This is a genomic window from Halosimplex halophilum (genome assembly GCF_004698125.1).
Classification (GTDB): Archaea; Halobacteriota; Halobacteria; order Halobacteriales; family Haloarculaceae; genus Halosimplex; species Halosimplex halophilum.
Map to the genome: position 1 here is coordinate 713305 of NZ_ML214298.1, position 13491 is coordinate 726795.

Annotated in this window: 14 protein-coding genes and 1 tRNA gene; 7 read left to right on the top strand and 8 right to left on the bottom strand. The window is 71.5% G+C overall.

Going from position 1 to position 13491, the window contains the following annotated elements:
• Window positions 1–97 precede the first annotated feature (97 nt).
• Window positions 98–268, top strand: a complete 171-nt coding sequence (locus tag E3328_RS22075) for a DUF5786 family protein (RefSeq protein ID WP_246023019.1) — start codon at window positions 98–100, stop codon at window positions 266–268.
• Here E3328_RS22075 and E3328_RS14610 read toward each other — a convergent pair.
• The 5 genes from E3328_RS14610 to E3328_RS14630 form a co-directional block, all read right to left on the bottom strand.
• Entirely contained in the window at window positions 249–1061 is an 813-nt protein-coding gene (locus tag E3328_RS14610) for a DUF7530 family protein (RefSeq protein ID WP_246023020.1), read from the bottom strand. The two genes, E3328_RS22075 and E3328_RS14610, sit on opposite strands and share 20 nt — an antisense overlap.
• The gene (locus E3328_RS14615) at window positions 1061–2011 is read right to left on the bottom strand and encodes an NAD(P)H-binding protein (protein WP_135365360.1); all 951 of its coding nucleotides are present in this window, start codon (window positions 2009–2011) and stop codon (window positions 1061–1063) included. Before E3328_RS14615 ends, E3328_RS14610 begins: the two co-directional genes overlap by 1 nt.
• A gap of 102 nt (window positions 2012–2113) precedes the next feature.
• On the bottom strand, window positions 2114–2977 hold the full coding sequence (locus E3328_RS14620) for a YkgJ family cysteine cluster protein (RefSeq protein WP_135365361.1): 864 nt from the start codon (window positions 2975–2977) through the stop codon (window positions 2114–2116).
• 83 nt (window positions 2978–3060) lie between these two features.
• On the bottom strand, window positions 3061–3357 hold the full coding sequence (locus E3328_RS14625; protein WP_135365362.1) for a hypothetical protein: 297 nt from the start codon (window positions 3355–3357) through the stop codon (window positions 3061–3063).
• A gap of 119 nt (window positions 3358–3476) precedes the next feature.
• Complete coding sequence (locus E3328_RS14630; protein WP_135365363.1) at window positions 3477–5003, bottom strand: PAS domain-containing sensor histidine kinase; 1527 nt, start codon at window positions 5001–5003, stop codon at window positions 3477–3479.
• Between the two features lie 165 nt (window positions 5004–5168).
• On the opposite strand from E3328_RS14630, the gene E3328_RS14635 reads away from it, so the two are divergent.
• A complete protein-coding gene (locus E3328_RS14635; RefSeq protein WP_135365364.1) occupies window positions 5169–5372 on the top strand; it encodes a DUF7561 family protein in 204 nt (67 codons plus the stop codon).
• Between the two features lie 67 nt (window positions 5373–5439).
• Here the strand turns inward: E3328_RS14635 and E3328_RS14640 are convergent, their stop codons facing one another.
• Together E3328_RS14640 and E3328_RS22365 are read right to left on the bottom strand one after the other, a co-directional pair.
• Window positions 5440–6828 carry a M14 family metallopeptidase gene (locus E3328_RS14640; protein ID WP_135365365.1) on the bottom strand — a complete coding sequence of 463 codons (1389 nt, stop codon included), beginning with the start codon at window positions 6826–6828 and terminating at the stop codon, window positions 5440–5442.
• A 69-nt stretch (window positions 6829–6897) separates the two neighbouring features.
• Window positions 6898–8241, bottom strand: coding sequence for a type IV pilin N-terminal domain-containing protein (locus E3328_RS22365; RefSeq protein ID WP_209452208.1), 1344 nt, complete (start codon window positions 8239–8241; stop codon window positions 6898–6900).
• Between the two features lie 113 nt (window positions 8242–8354).
• Between E3328_RS22365 and E3328_RS14650 the strand changes: the two genes are divergently transcribed.
• Window positions 8355–10196, top strand: coding sequence for an ATP-dependent DNA helicase (locus E3328_RS14650; RefSeq protein WP_135365366.1), 1842 nt, complete (start codon window positions 8355–8357; stop codon window positions 10194–10196).
• A 943-nt stretch (window positions 10197–11139) separates the two neighbouring features.
• Here the strand turns inward: E3328_RS14650 and E3328_RS14655 are convergent.
• A tRNA-Asp gene (locus tag E3328_RS14655) sits at window positions 11140–11212 on the bottom strand.
• A gap of 285 nt (window positions 11213–11497) precedes the next feature.
• Here E3328_RS14655 and E3328_RS14660 point away from each other — a divergent pair.
• The 4 genes from E3328_RS14660 (at window position 11498) to E3328_RS14675 (ending at window position 13489) form a co-directional block, all read left to right on the top strand.
• The gene (locus E3328_RS14660) at window positions 11498–12100 is read left to right on the top strand and encodes a DUF7504 family protein (protein WP_135365367.1); all 603 of its coding nucleotides are present in this window, start codon (window positions 11498–11500) and stop codon (window positions 12098–12100) included.
• Window positions 12097–12741: a response regulator gene (locus E3328_RS14665; RefSeq protein WP_135365368.1), complete on the top strand. Its 645-nt coding sequence runs from the start codon at window positions 12097–12099 to the stop codon at window positions 12739–12741. The genes E3328_RS14660 and E3328_RS14665 overlap by 4 nt, the downstream gene beginning before the upstream one ends.
• A 124-nt stretch (window positions 12742–12865) precedes the next feature.
• Entirely contained in the window at window positions 12866–13141 is a 276-nt protein-coding gene (locus E3328_RS14670) for a DUF6684 family protein (protein ID WP_135365369.1), read from the top strand.
• Window positions 13142–13249: 108 nt separating this feature from the next.
• Window positions 13250–13489, top strand: coding sequence for a DUF8028 family protein (locus E3328_RS14675; RefSeq protein WP_135365370.1), 240 nt, complete (start codon window positions 13250–13252; stop codon window positions 13487–13489).
• Window positions 13490–13491: the final 2 nt, after the last annotated feature.

Genomic DNA, 13491 nt, shown 5'->3' on the forward strand with positions numbered 1-13491 from the left:
AGACCCCGCCGGCGGGCGCGCCGGTGACGCTCGACGCGAAATTTCACCGACCGTTACATTGATAGTCGTTAGCTCACTAGTGTGGGTGTGATACACAATGTCGATGGGTGCATACGACGAAGTGGAGCATGAGCGCCGCGAGCGCAAGAACGGCGAGGTCGACATGAGCGACGAGGACCGCCGCACGGAGTACCGCGGCGAGGTCGAGTACGACAGCGACGAGTCGACGGAGGAGCTGCTCGACCAGTTCAAGGAGATAAATTCGTAATCGCTCCGGTCCCTTCTGTGCGCCGGTGGAGGACGACCAGCGACAGCGTCGTCACGGTCGCGACCGCCAGGACGTGCCCGACGACGGCGACCAGCAGGACCGTGTGGTCCAGCAGGAACGGGACCAAAAGCAGCTGGAGCAGGCCGAAACCCATCGTCTCCAGGTCGGCGCGGGCGAGGATGCGGGTCTGCTCGGGGGAAAAACGGAAGCGGGCCGACCGCCACAGCGCGGCGACGCTGGCCCACCAGCCGGTGCCGATGCGGTAGCACACGTCCCACAGCACCAGGAGCGTGAGATACGTCGCGGCCAGCGGCGGCTCCGGCCCCAGCAGTTCGGTCACCAGCGGGCTGGCCGACCGCGGGTCGAGGACGAACAGGTAGGTCAGCAGGGCGACGAAGGCCAGCACGCCGAGGACGACCTCGATGCTGGAGCCGAAGACGAGCCGGCGGTACGGCTCGGGCAGGTCCGCCCGGCGGACGAGCTTGCTGATCCGCAGCATCTCCAGGCTGCCGGCGGTCGCCACGAGGACGGCGACGGTCCCGGCGACGGCCCCCTCCGGGAGCCCGTAGATCGCGGCCAGCACCAGCACGCCCGCCTCGAACAGCGAGAACTGGATGACCAGCGCGAGCCGCTCGGAGATGTGGACGCCCGGGAGCGCGCCGACGATGCTCTCGTAGACCCACGTCTCGCCGTACTCCGGGACGGGGTGGTCGGTCGCGGCGTCGTCGGGGGCAGCGCCGTCCGGCGACGGGTCGCGGGTGGCGGCGTCGTCGGGCGGCGGGTCGGTCCCCATCAGGTCCGCCCCCCGCGCTCGCCGGTCGTCGGACTCCCGCCGGGGGCGGCCGCGGCCGTCCCCGTCTCGGGGGCGAGCGCCTTCCGGACGGCGTCGTCGAACGACGTGAGATCGACATCGACGTGGTCGCGGATGGCGTCGTCGGTGACGACCACGGGATTTCTCAGCCCGAGCACGAGCGGCCGGGCGACCGCCGTCGGCACGTCGGTGACGAGCCCGATCCAGTACGAGGAGAGCTTCGGCGTGAGGACCGGCACGGAGAGGATCAGCGGCCGGCGCCGCCCCATCGCCTCGGCGGTCCGGGCGAGCATCTCGCGGTAGGTCAGCACGTCCGGGCCGCCGATCCCGTAGGTCTCGCCGGCCGTCGCCGGCGCGTCGAGCACGCCCACGAGGTACGCGATCACGTCGTCGACGGCGATGGGCTGGCACTCGTTTCTCACCCACCGAGGGGTGACCATCACCGGCAGCCGCCGGACGAGCTGGCGGACCATCCGAAAGCTGGCGCTGCCGTCGCCGACGATGACCGCCGCCCGCAGCGTCGTGAGTTCGTAGTCGGCGTCGGCGAGGACCGTCTCGACTTCACGGCGCGACCGGAGGTGCGGCGAGAGGTCGTCGCCGTCCTCGCCGAGCCCGCCGAGGTAGACGACCCGCTCGACCCCCGCGTCGTCCGCGACCGCGGCGAAGTTGCTCGCCGCCTTCCGGTCCCGTTCCTCGAAGTCGTCGCCGGCCCGCATCGAGTGGACGAGGTAGTACGCCGCGTCGATCCCCTCGAAGGCGGGCGCGAGCGTCCCCGGTTCGAGCAGGTCGCCCTGGACCACCTCGACGCCCGGCGGCGGGTCGTAGGCCGACGGGTCCCGGACCAGCGCCCGCACGTCGTGGCCGGCGCCGGTCAGCGCGGGGACGAGCCGCCCCCCGACGAACCCCGTCGCCCCCGTGACGAGCACGTGCATACCCGCACCAGGGACTCTATCCCCTTAACGATCGGAGCCGGTGTCGTCGCCCGTCGGACGGGGTCGCCCGGCCGTGCCCTCGGTCGGGCGACGCCGGCCGGATCAGTCCTCCCAGCCCGGCGTCCCCGGCGCGCCGCGGTCGCCCTCGACGGCCGCGGCGGTCGCGGGGTCGGGCGGCTCCTCGTCGGCGCGGTCGGTCCACTCGGCGATGGCGCCGTCGACCCACGAGTCTGCGTCGAGCGCCCGTTCGCGCGCTCGCTCGTAGCGCTCGTCGCTGACGGCGAGCGTCCCCGGCGCCGAGGCGGCGGCGACGGCCACGAACTCCGCGTGGTCGGCCCGCGTCGCCTCGTCCGCGGCGAGCCGCTCGACCGCCCCCTCGATCCGGTCGGCGTCGGGGTGGCCGAACACCCGTGCGCCCACCGCCCCCGGCCCCAGCACCGGCCCGGCGCCGTCGGGCGGTTCGTCGTCGAGCAGCCGGTCGCCGCCGTGGGCGCGCTCGACCCGCTCGCACTCCGTCTCGGCGTCGAGCGCGAGGTTGTCGCCCGGGTAGGTCGCACAGGTCCCGGGGTACACGTCGTCCCCGTGGATGCGACACTGGAGCGTCTCCGGGTCGAGGAAGGCGCAGGTCGGGAGCCAGCGCGGCTCGGCGTCGAAGGGCGCGACGGGTTTGGGGACCTTCCGCAGGCCGACGAGGAAGGCGGGGCGGCCACGGACGGCGGCGACCTCGACGCCGCCGACGGTCACGCTCGGGCCGTCCTCGATCCGGAACAGCCGGGCGACCAGCGCGCCGGCCAGGCCCGCGTCGAGGAACGCGCGCACCTCGTCGCTCGACAGCGGCGCGAGGTTGGCCACGTCGTCGAGCGGCCGGTAGCTGCCGCGGCGCTCGTGGCCGTGGTCGGTCCCCTGGGGCGCCAGCGCGCGCCAGTCGAGACAGCAGCCGGCGCACCCCTCGCAGTTCACCTCCATGGTCGCGTTTGGGCGGCGGCGGCCAAAAGGTCGGGCCCCGAGAGACCGTGACGGTCACTTCGATATGCATAGTGAGCGATAGTTCAGTTCTCGAAGTCGGTCGAACGGTAGCGACCATAGGCGTATGCGACCCACATGAGCGCGGCAGGCAACGCGACGAATTTGAGGAAGTCGAAGAAAAGCAGATAGTACATGTACGTTTTCCCAAGTGTTCCGAAGTGCGGAAGCCACAGCGGGAAACCACCTCTCCCATCAATCACCCTATCGAGGGTATTCACTACGAGAGGTTCGCCCACCAGGATGGCCGCGAGTAGCGCCGCAACAACGAATACCGGACGGCGAAGTAATGGTTCGGTTCGGAGGGAACCGATCAGGGACATAAGCAAGAAAACACGACTTCGTGATAAATTTCTTGGGGGTATTCATCTGTTTCCGAGAGCATCTGACGTTACGTCGCTCGCCTGTATCGAACACACCGAACCGGTCGACGGGCGCCGGGTCAGTCGTCGCCGGCGCCGGTCCGTTCGTCGGTCGCCCCGTCGTCGGCGTGAGGGCTCGCGAGCCCGTCGCCGCTCACGTCGCCGAACTCGAAGCGCGCGCCGCCGGCCTCGCTCTCGGTCACGTCCGTCTCCCACCCGTGGGCCTCCGCGATGGTCCGGACGATGCTCAGTCCCAGGCCGGTCCCGTCGTCGGTCGAGTAGCCCGGGTCGAAGACGCTGTCCCGGTGGGACTCGGGGATGCCGGGGCCGTCATCGGCGACGTAGAAGCCCTGGCGCTCGCCGAGGTCGCCGACCGTGACGGTCACGTCGTCGCGGCCGTGTTCGACAGCGTCCTCAGGAGCCTGCGACTGAGGGCTCGTGGAACCGTGTTCCACGGCGTTCCTGAAGACGTTCTCGAGCAGCTGCTGGAGGCGGCTCCCGTCGGCCAGCAGCGTCGCGTCCGTCTCGACGGTCAGGGCCGCTTCGTCGGTGGCGACGACCGTCCACGCCCGGCGGGCCACCTCCGCCAGTTCGACGGGTTCGGGGTCGCTGACGGCCTCGCCCTCGCGGGCGAGCGTCAGCACGTCGTCGATCAGGTCGTCGATCCGGCGGAGCGACCGCTCGACGGCGTCGAAGTGCTCCTCGTCGCCGTCCTCGCGGGCGAACTCCAGCCGGCCCAGCGCCACCTCCAGCGGGTTGCGCAGGTCGTGGGAGACGACGCTCGCGAACCGTTCCAGGCGTTCGTTCTGGCGTTCGAGCTGGTTCTCGTAGCGCTTGCGCTCGGTGATGTCCCGTGTCACGCCGACGACGCCGAGGATCCGCCCGTCCTCGTCGCGCCAGGGCGCCTTCGAGGTGGTGACGTAGGTCTCCTCGAGGTCGTCGCCGTAGGCGTGTTCGATCCGGTCGTCGATGGACTCGCCGGTCTCGACCACGGTGCGGTCGTCGGCGACCGCCTCCTCGGACAGCACCGGCGGGTACAGGTCGAAGTCCGTCTTCCCGACGACGTCCGCCGGCGTGTGGTGGCGCTTGCCCTCGGGGTTCTCCAGGTGCGCGGGCCCGGTCAGCCGCGGCATCTCGTCGCTGACCCGGACGTGGCGGCTCCGGCGGTCCTTGAAGTACACCGACAGCGGGAGGTTCTCCAGAAGCGAGTCGAGCATCGTCGACTCGCGGCGCGCCGCCCGGCGGCGCTCGACCAGCGGGCGCAGGTCTGCCAGCCGCCCGACGCGGTCGGCGTCCGCCTCGACCTGCAGGTAGCTCTCGACGCCCAGGTCGGCCACGGCCGCCAGCGACACGGCGTCGCCGACCGAGAGCACGACGACCGGCAGCGACGCCGAGTGGTCGCGGACCGCCTCGACCGTCGCCCGGGCGTCGAACGACCCGTCGCAGTCGCAGACGACGGCGTCGAATCCCCCGTCGGCGAGCCGGTCGGCTACGTCGGCCTCGGGGGCCGCCCCCCGGACGACGAGCCCGTCGCCGGACTCGGCCCAGGCGTCGGCGACCGCCGCCGCGTCGGACCCGACGTACAGCACGACCGGTGGTCCGTACATGTGGGATCTCGGTTCGATGTACCTGTTACTCGTTCCCCGTGATAAGTTGACGGGGTCGTGACACGCGGTGGCGGGTGTCCCGCCCGCGCCGCTGGGGCGCCTCGCCCCATCGGGAGCGGGCGCGCCGCCCGCGTCGCTTTTCCCGGTGCCCGCCGTACGGCGGGTATGACCACCCGGCCGTGCGACGGCTGCGGCGACGACGTGAGCATCGCCGGCGGTATCGCGAACATCTGGACGCTGGAGAAGCGGACGACCGACGGGCTGTCGCTGGAGCTGGCCGACGGCTCCGAGCACTTCCTCTGCTACGACTGCATCGAACGGCTCCCCGACGACCGCGAGCCGACGGCAGAGGACGTGGCCGACCTGTAGCGACGCCCCCGTCGCAACCCGGCGGTCCCGGACTCGGGTGTCCGGCCGACTCGGGCGTCCGGCCGGCTCAGGCGTCCGGCCCCTCGTGGGTCGCCAGCGTCGTCGACTCCTCCGAGTCGGGCGGGCGCCAGACGACGGCTATCTCGTAGTCGCTGGCGACGCCGACCGTGACCGAGTCGCCGGCGACGACCGATCCGCCCTCCCCGCCGACCGACCCCTGCCAGACGCCGGGACCCCGCTGGTCGACGCCGTCGACCTCGGCGAACCCCTCTCCGCGGATCTGGACCGCCTCTCGGGGCACCGCGTCGCCGGCCTCGTGGGTGACCGTGAGGGTGCCGACGCCGTCGCCGGCGTGCTCGTACGAGAAGCCGAACGAGACGGTCGGCGGACCGCCGGTGCCGGGGTCTCGCTCGATGTCCGGCCCGGGGAACTCGCCCGGGAACCCGGTCACGTCGCCGCTCGGGACCGTCGCCGTCGCGGTGACCGCCTGCCCGTCGGCCCGGAGCGTCGGGTCGCCGCCGAGGAAGGCCTCGGAGTTGCCCGCCCACTCGGCCATCGCCGGGCGGTCGGCCTCCCCCTCGAACAGCGCGGCGGCGCGGACGCGCGTCCGGTCCTCGGCCACGTGGTAGCCCATCCCCTCGCCGACCCCTCCCTCGAAGGTCTCCCCGGTCGCGTGCGTGCGACCCTGGAGGACGTGCGCGCTCCCGACCGAGTCGAGGAGCCGCCGGCACTCGGGGACGGCGTCGACGTAGCGGTCGGCGTTGCCCGTTCGCGCGTCGACGATGGCCTCGACGACCGGCCGCTTGTCGACCGTGTCCTCGCTGGAGACGGTCCCGACGGTGACGAGCATCCCGTCGCGGACCGCCGCCGCTCGCGGGTCGGCGGGGCTGAAAAGGCGGAACCCGCGGTAGGCCTCCCCCGCCTCGAAGCCGTACTCCCGCAGGCCGTCCTCGACGGCCGTCCGGTCGAACTCGCCCAGGAGGACCGACGCCGACCGGGCGAACCGGAACAGCGCCCGCTGGTCCCCGAACCGGCCGACGCCCGGGATCGGGTACCGCCCCTGGAACTGCTGCAGGGCGCCCGAGCCGAGCGCGCCCTCGAACTCGCCGAGCGCCCGCGGCGCCATCCCGAGAAAGGCGTACCCCGACTCCCCGGTCTGGTCGAGCAGCGACGGGTCCGGCATCCACCGCGTCAGCGTGGCTGTCGGCGTCTCGGGCCGGACCGGCGCCGGCGTCGCCGTCGGCGTCCCGGTGGGCGTCGACTCGCTGTCGTCGTCACCGGCTCCGTCGCCGCCGCTGTCCCCACCGTCACCGCCGCCGTCCCCCTCGGACCCGTCGCCGGGCGCCTCGGTCGGCGTCCCGCCGCCGAGGACGCCGCCGAGACAGCCCGACAGCGCCGACAGGGCCGCGATCGTCGCTCCCCCTCGCTTCAGTGCGTTCCGTCGCGTCTCCGGCATCGCTCCCCGTGTTTCCGGACTGCCAGCAAAACAGTTGCGGAGTCGATCAGTCGCCGGCCGCGACAGGATTCAGGCGTCGGGACCGCGGTACGCGTCGAGCGTCGCGGCCGTGTCCCCGTCCGCGCTCTCCCAGGCGACGTTGATCTCGCAGTCGCTGGCGACGCCGACCGCGACCGAGTCGCCGGCGACGACCGTCTCGCCGTCGCCGCTGGCCGTGCCCCGCCACTCGCCGGCCGCGGTCTGGTCGGCGCCGTCGACCGCGGCGAAGCCCGTCCCGCGGAGGGACAGTTCCGCCGCGGGGACCGAGTCGCCGCCGTCGTGGGTGACCGTCAGGAGGCCGGCGCCGTCGCCGGTCGACTCGTAGTCGAACTCGAAGACGACCTGCGGCGTCCGCGTCTCGCCGGGCGGCGACTCCCCCGGCATCCCCTGCCGGAACTGCTCGATGTCGGCGCTGTCGACCGTCGCCCGCGCCGTGACGACCCGGCCGTCGACGGCCGTCTCGGGCTCCCGCCCGTAGAACGCCTCGGCGTCGGCCGCCCAGTCGGCCAGCGCCGCCTCGTCGGCCCGCCCCTCGCGGAAGACCGCCGGGGTCCTGACCGCCGTCTCCGACCCCTCGACCTCGTAGGCGATGCCGCCGGCGACGGCGCCGTCGAGGGTCGCGCCGGCCCGGTAGGTCCGCCCGGCGAGGACGTGCCCGCTCCCGAGCGCGTCGACGAGACGAGCGCAGTCGGCCGACGCGTCGACGTAGCGCTCGCCGTCGCCGGCTCGCGCCGCGAGGATCGCCTCGACGGTGGCGGTCGCGCGGTCGCCGTCGTTGAACGCCGGCGCGGTGACCAGCGTCGACTCGCCCAGCGCCGCCGCGCCGCCGCCCTCCTGTGCGAAGACGGCGAAGCCGTGGGCGGTCTCCCGCTCGCTGTACCCCTGGCTCCGCAGGTCCTCGGCGGCGGCGCCGCGGTCGACGCCGCCCTCGAAGATCAGCACGCCGAGCCCGAGCTGGACGAACGACCCCGTGTCGGCGTACGACTCGACGCCCGGGACCCCGGAGCCGCCCCGGAAAGTCTCGACCGCGCCGTCGCCGAGGTCGGACTCGTAGTCGAGCAGTGCCGCTGGCGCGGCCGACGTGAACGCGTAGTGCTCGCGGTCGAGCGCCGCCGGCTCGGGGAGCCACGTCGCGTAGTCGGCGTTCGGGGGGCCCGCAGGGGTCGGCGTGGCCGTCTCGGTCGGTGTCGCCGTCTCCGTCGGCGTGGGGGTCTCGGCCGTCGTCGGCGTCGCAGTGCTCGTCGCGGTGTCGGTCGGCGCGCCGGCCGGTTCGTCCGTCGCGGTACCCGTATCGTCGCTCAGACAGCCGGCCGTCGCGCCGGCGAGGAGGGCGGCCGCGCTGCGTCGGAGGAAGGTCCGTCGCGGGGATGTCATCGTCCGCGGGTTTCCCGTCGCGATGGTAAATACTTGCTGTCCGACACGGACGACCGGTTGCGAGTGCCGTGCCTTCCGGCAGGTTTACCCTCCCCGCAGCAGTGTCCCCTGACGTGCAACCGGGTCGGATCTTCGAGGAGTTCCCGGCGCCCTCCTACCGCGGCGCCCAGGAGCAGGCCCTGGCCGACATCCGCGACGCCTTCGCGGCCGGCAACGACGTGGTCCTCGTGCGCGCGCCGACCGGCAGCGGCAAGTCCCTGCTCGCCCGCGCCATCGCCGGCTGTGCTCGCACCGCCGGCGAGAGCGAGGCGGGCGAACCCATCGACGCCTACTACACCACCCCGCAGGTGTCCCAGCTCGACGACGTGGCGGGCGACGACCTCCTCCAGGACCTCAAGGTCATCCGCGGGAAGAACAACTACGACTGCATCCTCCCCGGCGAGACGGATACCCCCGTCGACCAGGCGCCCTGCGCCCGCGAGCGGATGTTCGACTGCCAGGTCCAGCATCGCTGTCCCTACTTCTCCGACCGCGCCATCGCCGCGAACAACCGCATCGCCGCGATGACCCTGGCCTACTTCATGCAGACCGCCGGCTCCGACGTGTTCGGCCAGCGCGACGTGCTCGTGATCGACGAGGCCCACGGGCTGGGCAACTGGGCCGAGATGTACGCGACCATCGACCTCGGGCCGGACACCGTCCCGGTCTGGGACGCCTGCGAACCGCCCGAGATCGACGGCCTCGACGACGCAGTCAGCTACGCCGACACGCTCCACACCATGGCCGGCCGCCGGCTGACGGAGGTGCGCCAGCAGGCGGAACTCGACCCGGAGGAGGCCGCCGAGCGCGACAAGCTCGTCAAACTCCAGTCGGACCTGTCGTGGTTCGCGGAGGACTACCGCGACGAGGACAGCGCCACCACCTGGGTCGTCGACCAGGCCGACGGCGCGGGGACCAGGGTAACGATCAAGCCGATGGCGCCCGAGAAGTACCTCAAACACACCGTCTGGGACCGCGCCAGCAACTTCGCGCTGCTGTCGGCGACCATCCTCAACAAGGACGCCTTCTGCGCCAACGTCGGCCTCGCGCCGGACCGCGTGGCCCTCGTCGAGGTGCCCCACACCTTCCCCGTCGAGAACCGGCCGCTGTACGACGTGACCCAGGGGAAGATGACCTACGAGGCCCGCGACGAGACGATCCCCCGGGTCGCCGAGACGCTCGTGCGGATCATGCAAGCCCACCCGTCGGAGAAGGGGCTGGTCCACTGCCACTCCTACGCCATCCAGGACCAGCTGCGGGAACACCTCCGGGAGTTCGGCGTCGACTCGCGCGTCCGCACGCACGACTCGGCGGACCGGGACGCTCAGCTGTCCACGTGGAAGCGCGTCGACGACCCCGACGTGTTCCTCTCCGTCAAGATGGAGGAGGCGCTGGACCTGGAGGGCGACCTCTGTCGCTGGCAACTGCTGTGCAAGGCGCCGTATCCGAACACCCGCGACTCCCGCGTCGCCGCGCGGCTGGAGGACGACCAGTGGGGCTGGTACTACCGGACCGCTCTCAGAACCGTGATCCAGGCCTGCGGCCGCGTCGTCCGCGCGCCCGACGACTACGGCGCGACCTACCTCGCCGACTCGTCGCTACTGGACCTCTTCGAACGCGCCCGCGTCGACATGCCCGACTGGTTCGCCGAACAGGTCGACCGCATGAGCGAGCCCGACCTGCCCGCCGTCGACACCGGGGCCGCCACCGGGTCGAGTTCCAGCACGTCGAATCGCTCCCGGTCGACGGGGTCGAACGCGGGCGGGTCCGACGGTACCTCGTCGGCGTCCTCGGGCGCCTCGGCGTCGGGGTCCGGGTCGAGCGGCGACGACGACAGTTCTCGCGGCGGTCGCCGCCGCTCCCGCCGCTCGAAGTCCAGCTCCAACCCCATCGCCGACGTGTGGGACACCGAGTGACCGCCGTGGCGCGCGCTGTCGCGCGAGGGATTCGCGACTCGCGGGTTGCGAATCAGCTGGGGAGGATCGTGGCCGTCTGCGGTGCTGTGCGGGGCGGTTGCTGTTGCAGTCACGGAGCGGTGCTGTCCCGGCGGACTGAACGGACGAGGCGCGCTCGCGCCGACAGTCGCCTGAGCGGGCACTATCCGCGCGGTGCGAGGCGCTGTGCGCCTCGAAGCGAACGGCTGTGCCGTGAGCGGGCGGTGCCGAGAGCGCGGATATCCCGTCTCAGCGACCGCGAGCGCGCCGAGGGCTTTCAGCGCCCGCCGTCTAATGCGGTCGATTCAACTCAGAGCGAGCGCACCGAGGACGTTCGCCGCTCGCTGTCGCCCCCGATGGTCGCGACTCGCGGCGATCAGGGGACGAGAGATCCCACTCTCACTATCGGTCGTGGATGCCGACGAACGGGCTTGATGTGGGAGAATACGGAAGTGGGACTCCGCGTCGGTGAAATCGGAGAAGCGCCCGAGGCGGGATTTGAACCACGCCCGAGAACCTGCGCCGAAGGCGCAGAACCTCGGTCTATTTCAAATCCCGCATGAGGTCGTTTCGCTGCTCACGGTGGCGAGCACACGAGGTGCTCGCCGTGTTGTTCACAGCAGAAGACGCCCGAGGCGGGATTTGAACCGGAATCAGACGTGCTCGCTCGTTGCACTCGCTGCGCGCGACTGATAGGGTTCAGATCCCGGACGACGCACACTGAATCCGGAACGCGGCGCGATGAAACGCGCCGCTTGCCAGTTGGATTCAGAGAAGCGCCCGAAGCGGGATTTGAACCGGAATCAGACGTGCTCGCTCGTTGCACTCGCTGCGCGCGACTGATAGGGTTCAAATCCAGTACTGCCGCTCTCCGATTTCGAGAGGGACGCGGAGATGAAACTCCGCGTCGGTGAAATCGGAGAAGCGCCCGAGGCGGGATTTGAACCCGCGTCACGACCGTGACAGGGTCGTATGATGGGCCACTACACCACCCGGGCACGCATTCACGGGTTCGCCGGAGATGAATTTAAGACTTTCCAAACGAGGTCCCCGTGCCACGGGGAGTCACGCTGAACCCCCTCGCGGCCGTTCTCGGGTCTGTTAACCGTCGTCGGATCCGAGACGCCGACGCTGCGAGCGTCACGGGCCAAAATTCAATGATATGATACTACACAGACGAACGACATCTCACGACTGATAACACCGACGGAACTTACTTGCGTGCCGAACACAGTTACGTCAGGTAGCGGAGTTACGTGGACGGCAACTCCGGGGACATCGCCATGAGTACGACATCGGACGACAGTGGGAGTACAGAGATGCCGCTGAACGTGTTGTTGCTGGCGCCGTCGGTCGGCGGCCACGAGGACGAGGTCTGCGGCGAGTTGCTGCACGGCCCCGGCGAGCGCGAACACGCGCTGCTGGTCACCTGCATGGAGTCGCCGGCCGAGCGACTCGACGTCTGGACCGACCACGAGGGCGGGCGACCGGAGAACGCGACGGTCGTCGACGTGGAGCCCGTCGCGCGGTCGACGGCCGCGACCGCGGCCGGGACCGACGGCGCGCCGAACGCCGTCGTCGAGTCGGTCGACGCCGAGACCGACCTGGCCGGACTGGGCGAGGTGATCGACCGCCACCTCTCGGACCTCGCCGCGACCGGCGAGGCGACCGTCTGCGTCCACTCGGTGTCGGACCTGCTCCAGCGCGCCGAGGAGCCCGCCGTGTTCAAGTTCCTCGAGGTGCTGACGCGGACGGTCGACCGCGCCGGTGCGGTGGCCCACTACCACATGAACCCGGACGTGCACGACCCCGAGACGGTCGAGACGTTCGAGGTGTTGTTCGACAGTGTCGTCGACCTCCGGACGGCAGACGTCGGCGGCGAGTGACCCAGCTAGAACCGATGAACCAGGACGAACGGCCCGACTCCGAGTCCGCGACCGACGAACACGCGCGCGACCGTCCGGCCCGGCGGGACCGCTCGCCCGACGGTGGCCCCTCCGCGCAGGTCGTCCTCGTCGCGGACCGCGACCCGGCCGTCACCGACGGGCTGGCCGACGTGCTCAGGCAGCGGTTCACCGTTCGGGCGGCCTACGACAGCGCCGACGCGCTGGCCAGCCTCGACGCCGACGTGAGCGTCGCCCTGCTCGACCCGACGATCCCGGGCCTGTCGGTCCGGCGGGTCGTCGACCGCGTCAGGGCGGACGGGACCGACTGCCAGGTCGCCGCGCTGACCGACGACCCCCTCGACGTCGAGTCGACGGCGTTCGACGACTACCTCGTCAAGCCCGTCGACGGCGACCGCCTCACGGAGACCGTCGAGCGGCTCGGCCGACGGGCGACCTACCGCACGACCCTCGAATCGTACTACAGAATCGCCAGCGAGCGCGCGGACGCGAGCGGCGAGGAGCGCGAGCGCCTCGACAGCCGACTCGCCGAGCTCGACGACCGACTCGACGACGTCTTCGACTCGCTCGACGGCGCCGAAGCCTACGACGCCGCCCTCCGCGAACTCGACACCGACCCCTGACGGCCCCGTCCCCGGCGGGGTCCGGTCGCGTCGGGCCTGCGAGCGCTCCCTTCGAGCGCAAGCCCGACCGCTATTCACCGTCCGCCCCTACCGCCGTTACGGCACGACCAGTGCCGGACGACCCATGAGCGTCCTACAACTCACCGAGGAGACCTGGCTCGACCTGACGGTCAACTTCATCCCGATCGGGATCCTCGCCGTCCTCGATATCATGTTCTGGGTGTACAACCCGTGGGGCTGGGACCTGTGGTTCGTCTTCTGGGCGCACGTGCTCACGCTCGTCCCGCTGGTCCTCCTGACGATCCTCACCTACGTCAGCGGCCGCGTCATCCAGCGCGACGAGCGCGCCGGGCCCGCGGACGAATCGACCGAGTCCCACTCGGAGGTCGGCGATGCCTGAGCGCGACGCGATGCCGATGCCCGGGTGTCGCCCGCCCTCGCGGAGACTCAAATCCCGGTTTGAGCGTTCGTCGACTTTTGGGGGCTGTCCGTCGAAGGAGGTGTACGGATGAGCGCACCGCCCGCTACCCTCGCCCTCCGCCGGCGCCTCGGCCGCCTGTTCGCCGACGCCGCGGCCGTCGCCGAGCGCCTGGCCTTCTGGGCCGGCGTCGCCCTTCCCTGTGTCCACCTCCCGGTCCTCGCGGTCTTCGGGGTCACGGCCGAGACGACCCCTGTTCTCCTCGCGCTGTGGTCTGTCCACGCCGCGGCGCTGCTCGCCGGCCGCCGCTACCGCCCGGCCGACTCGTAGCC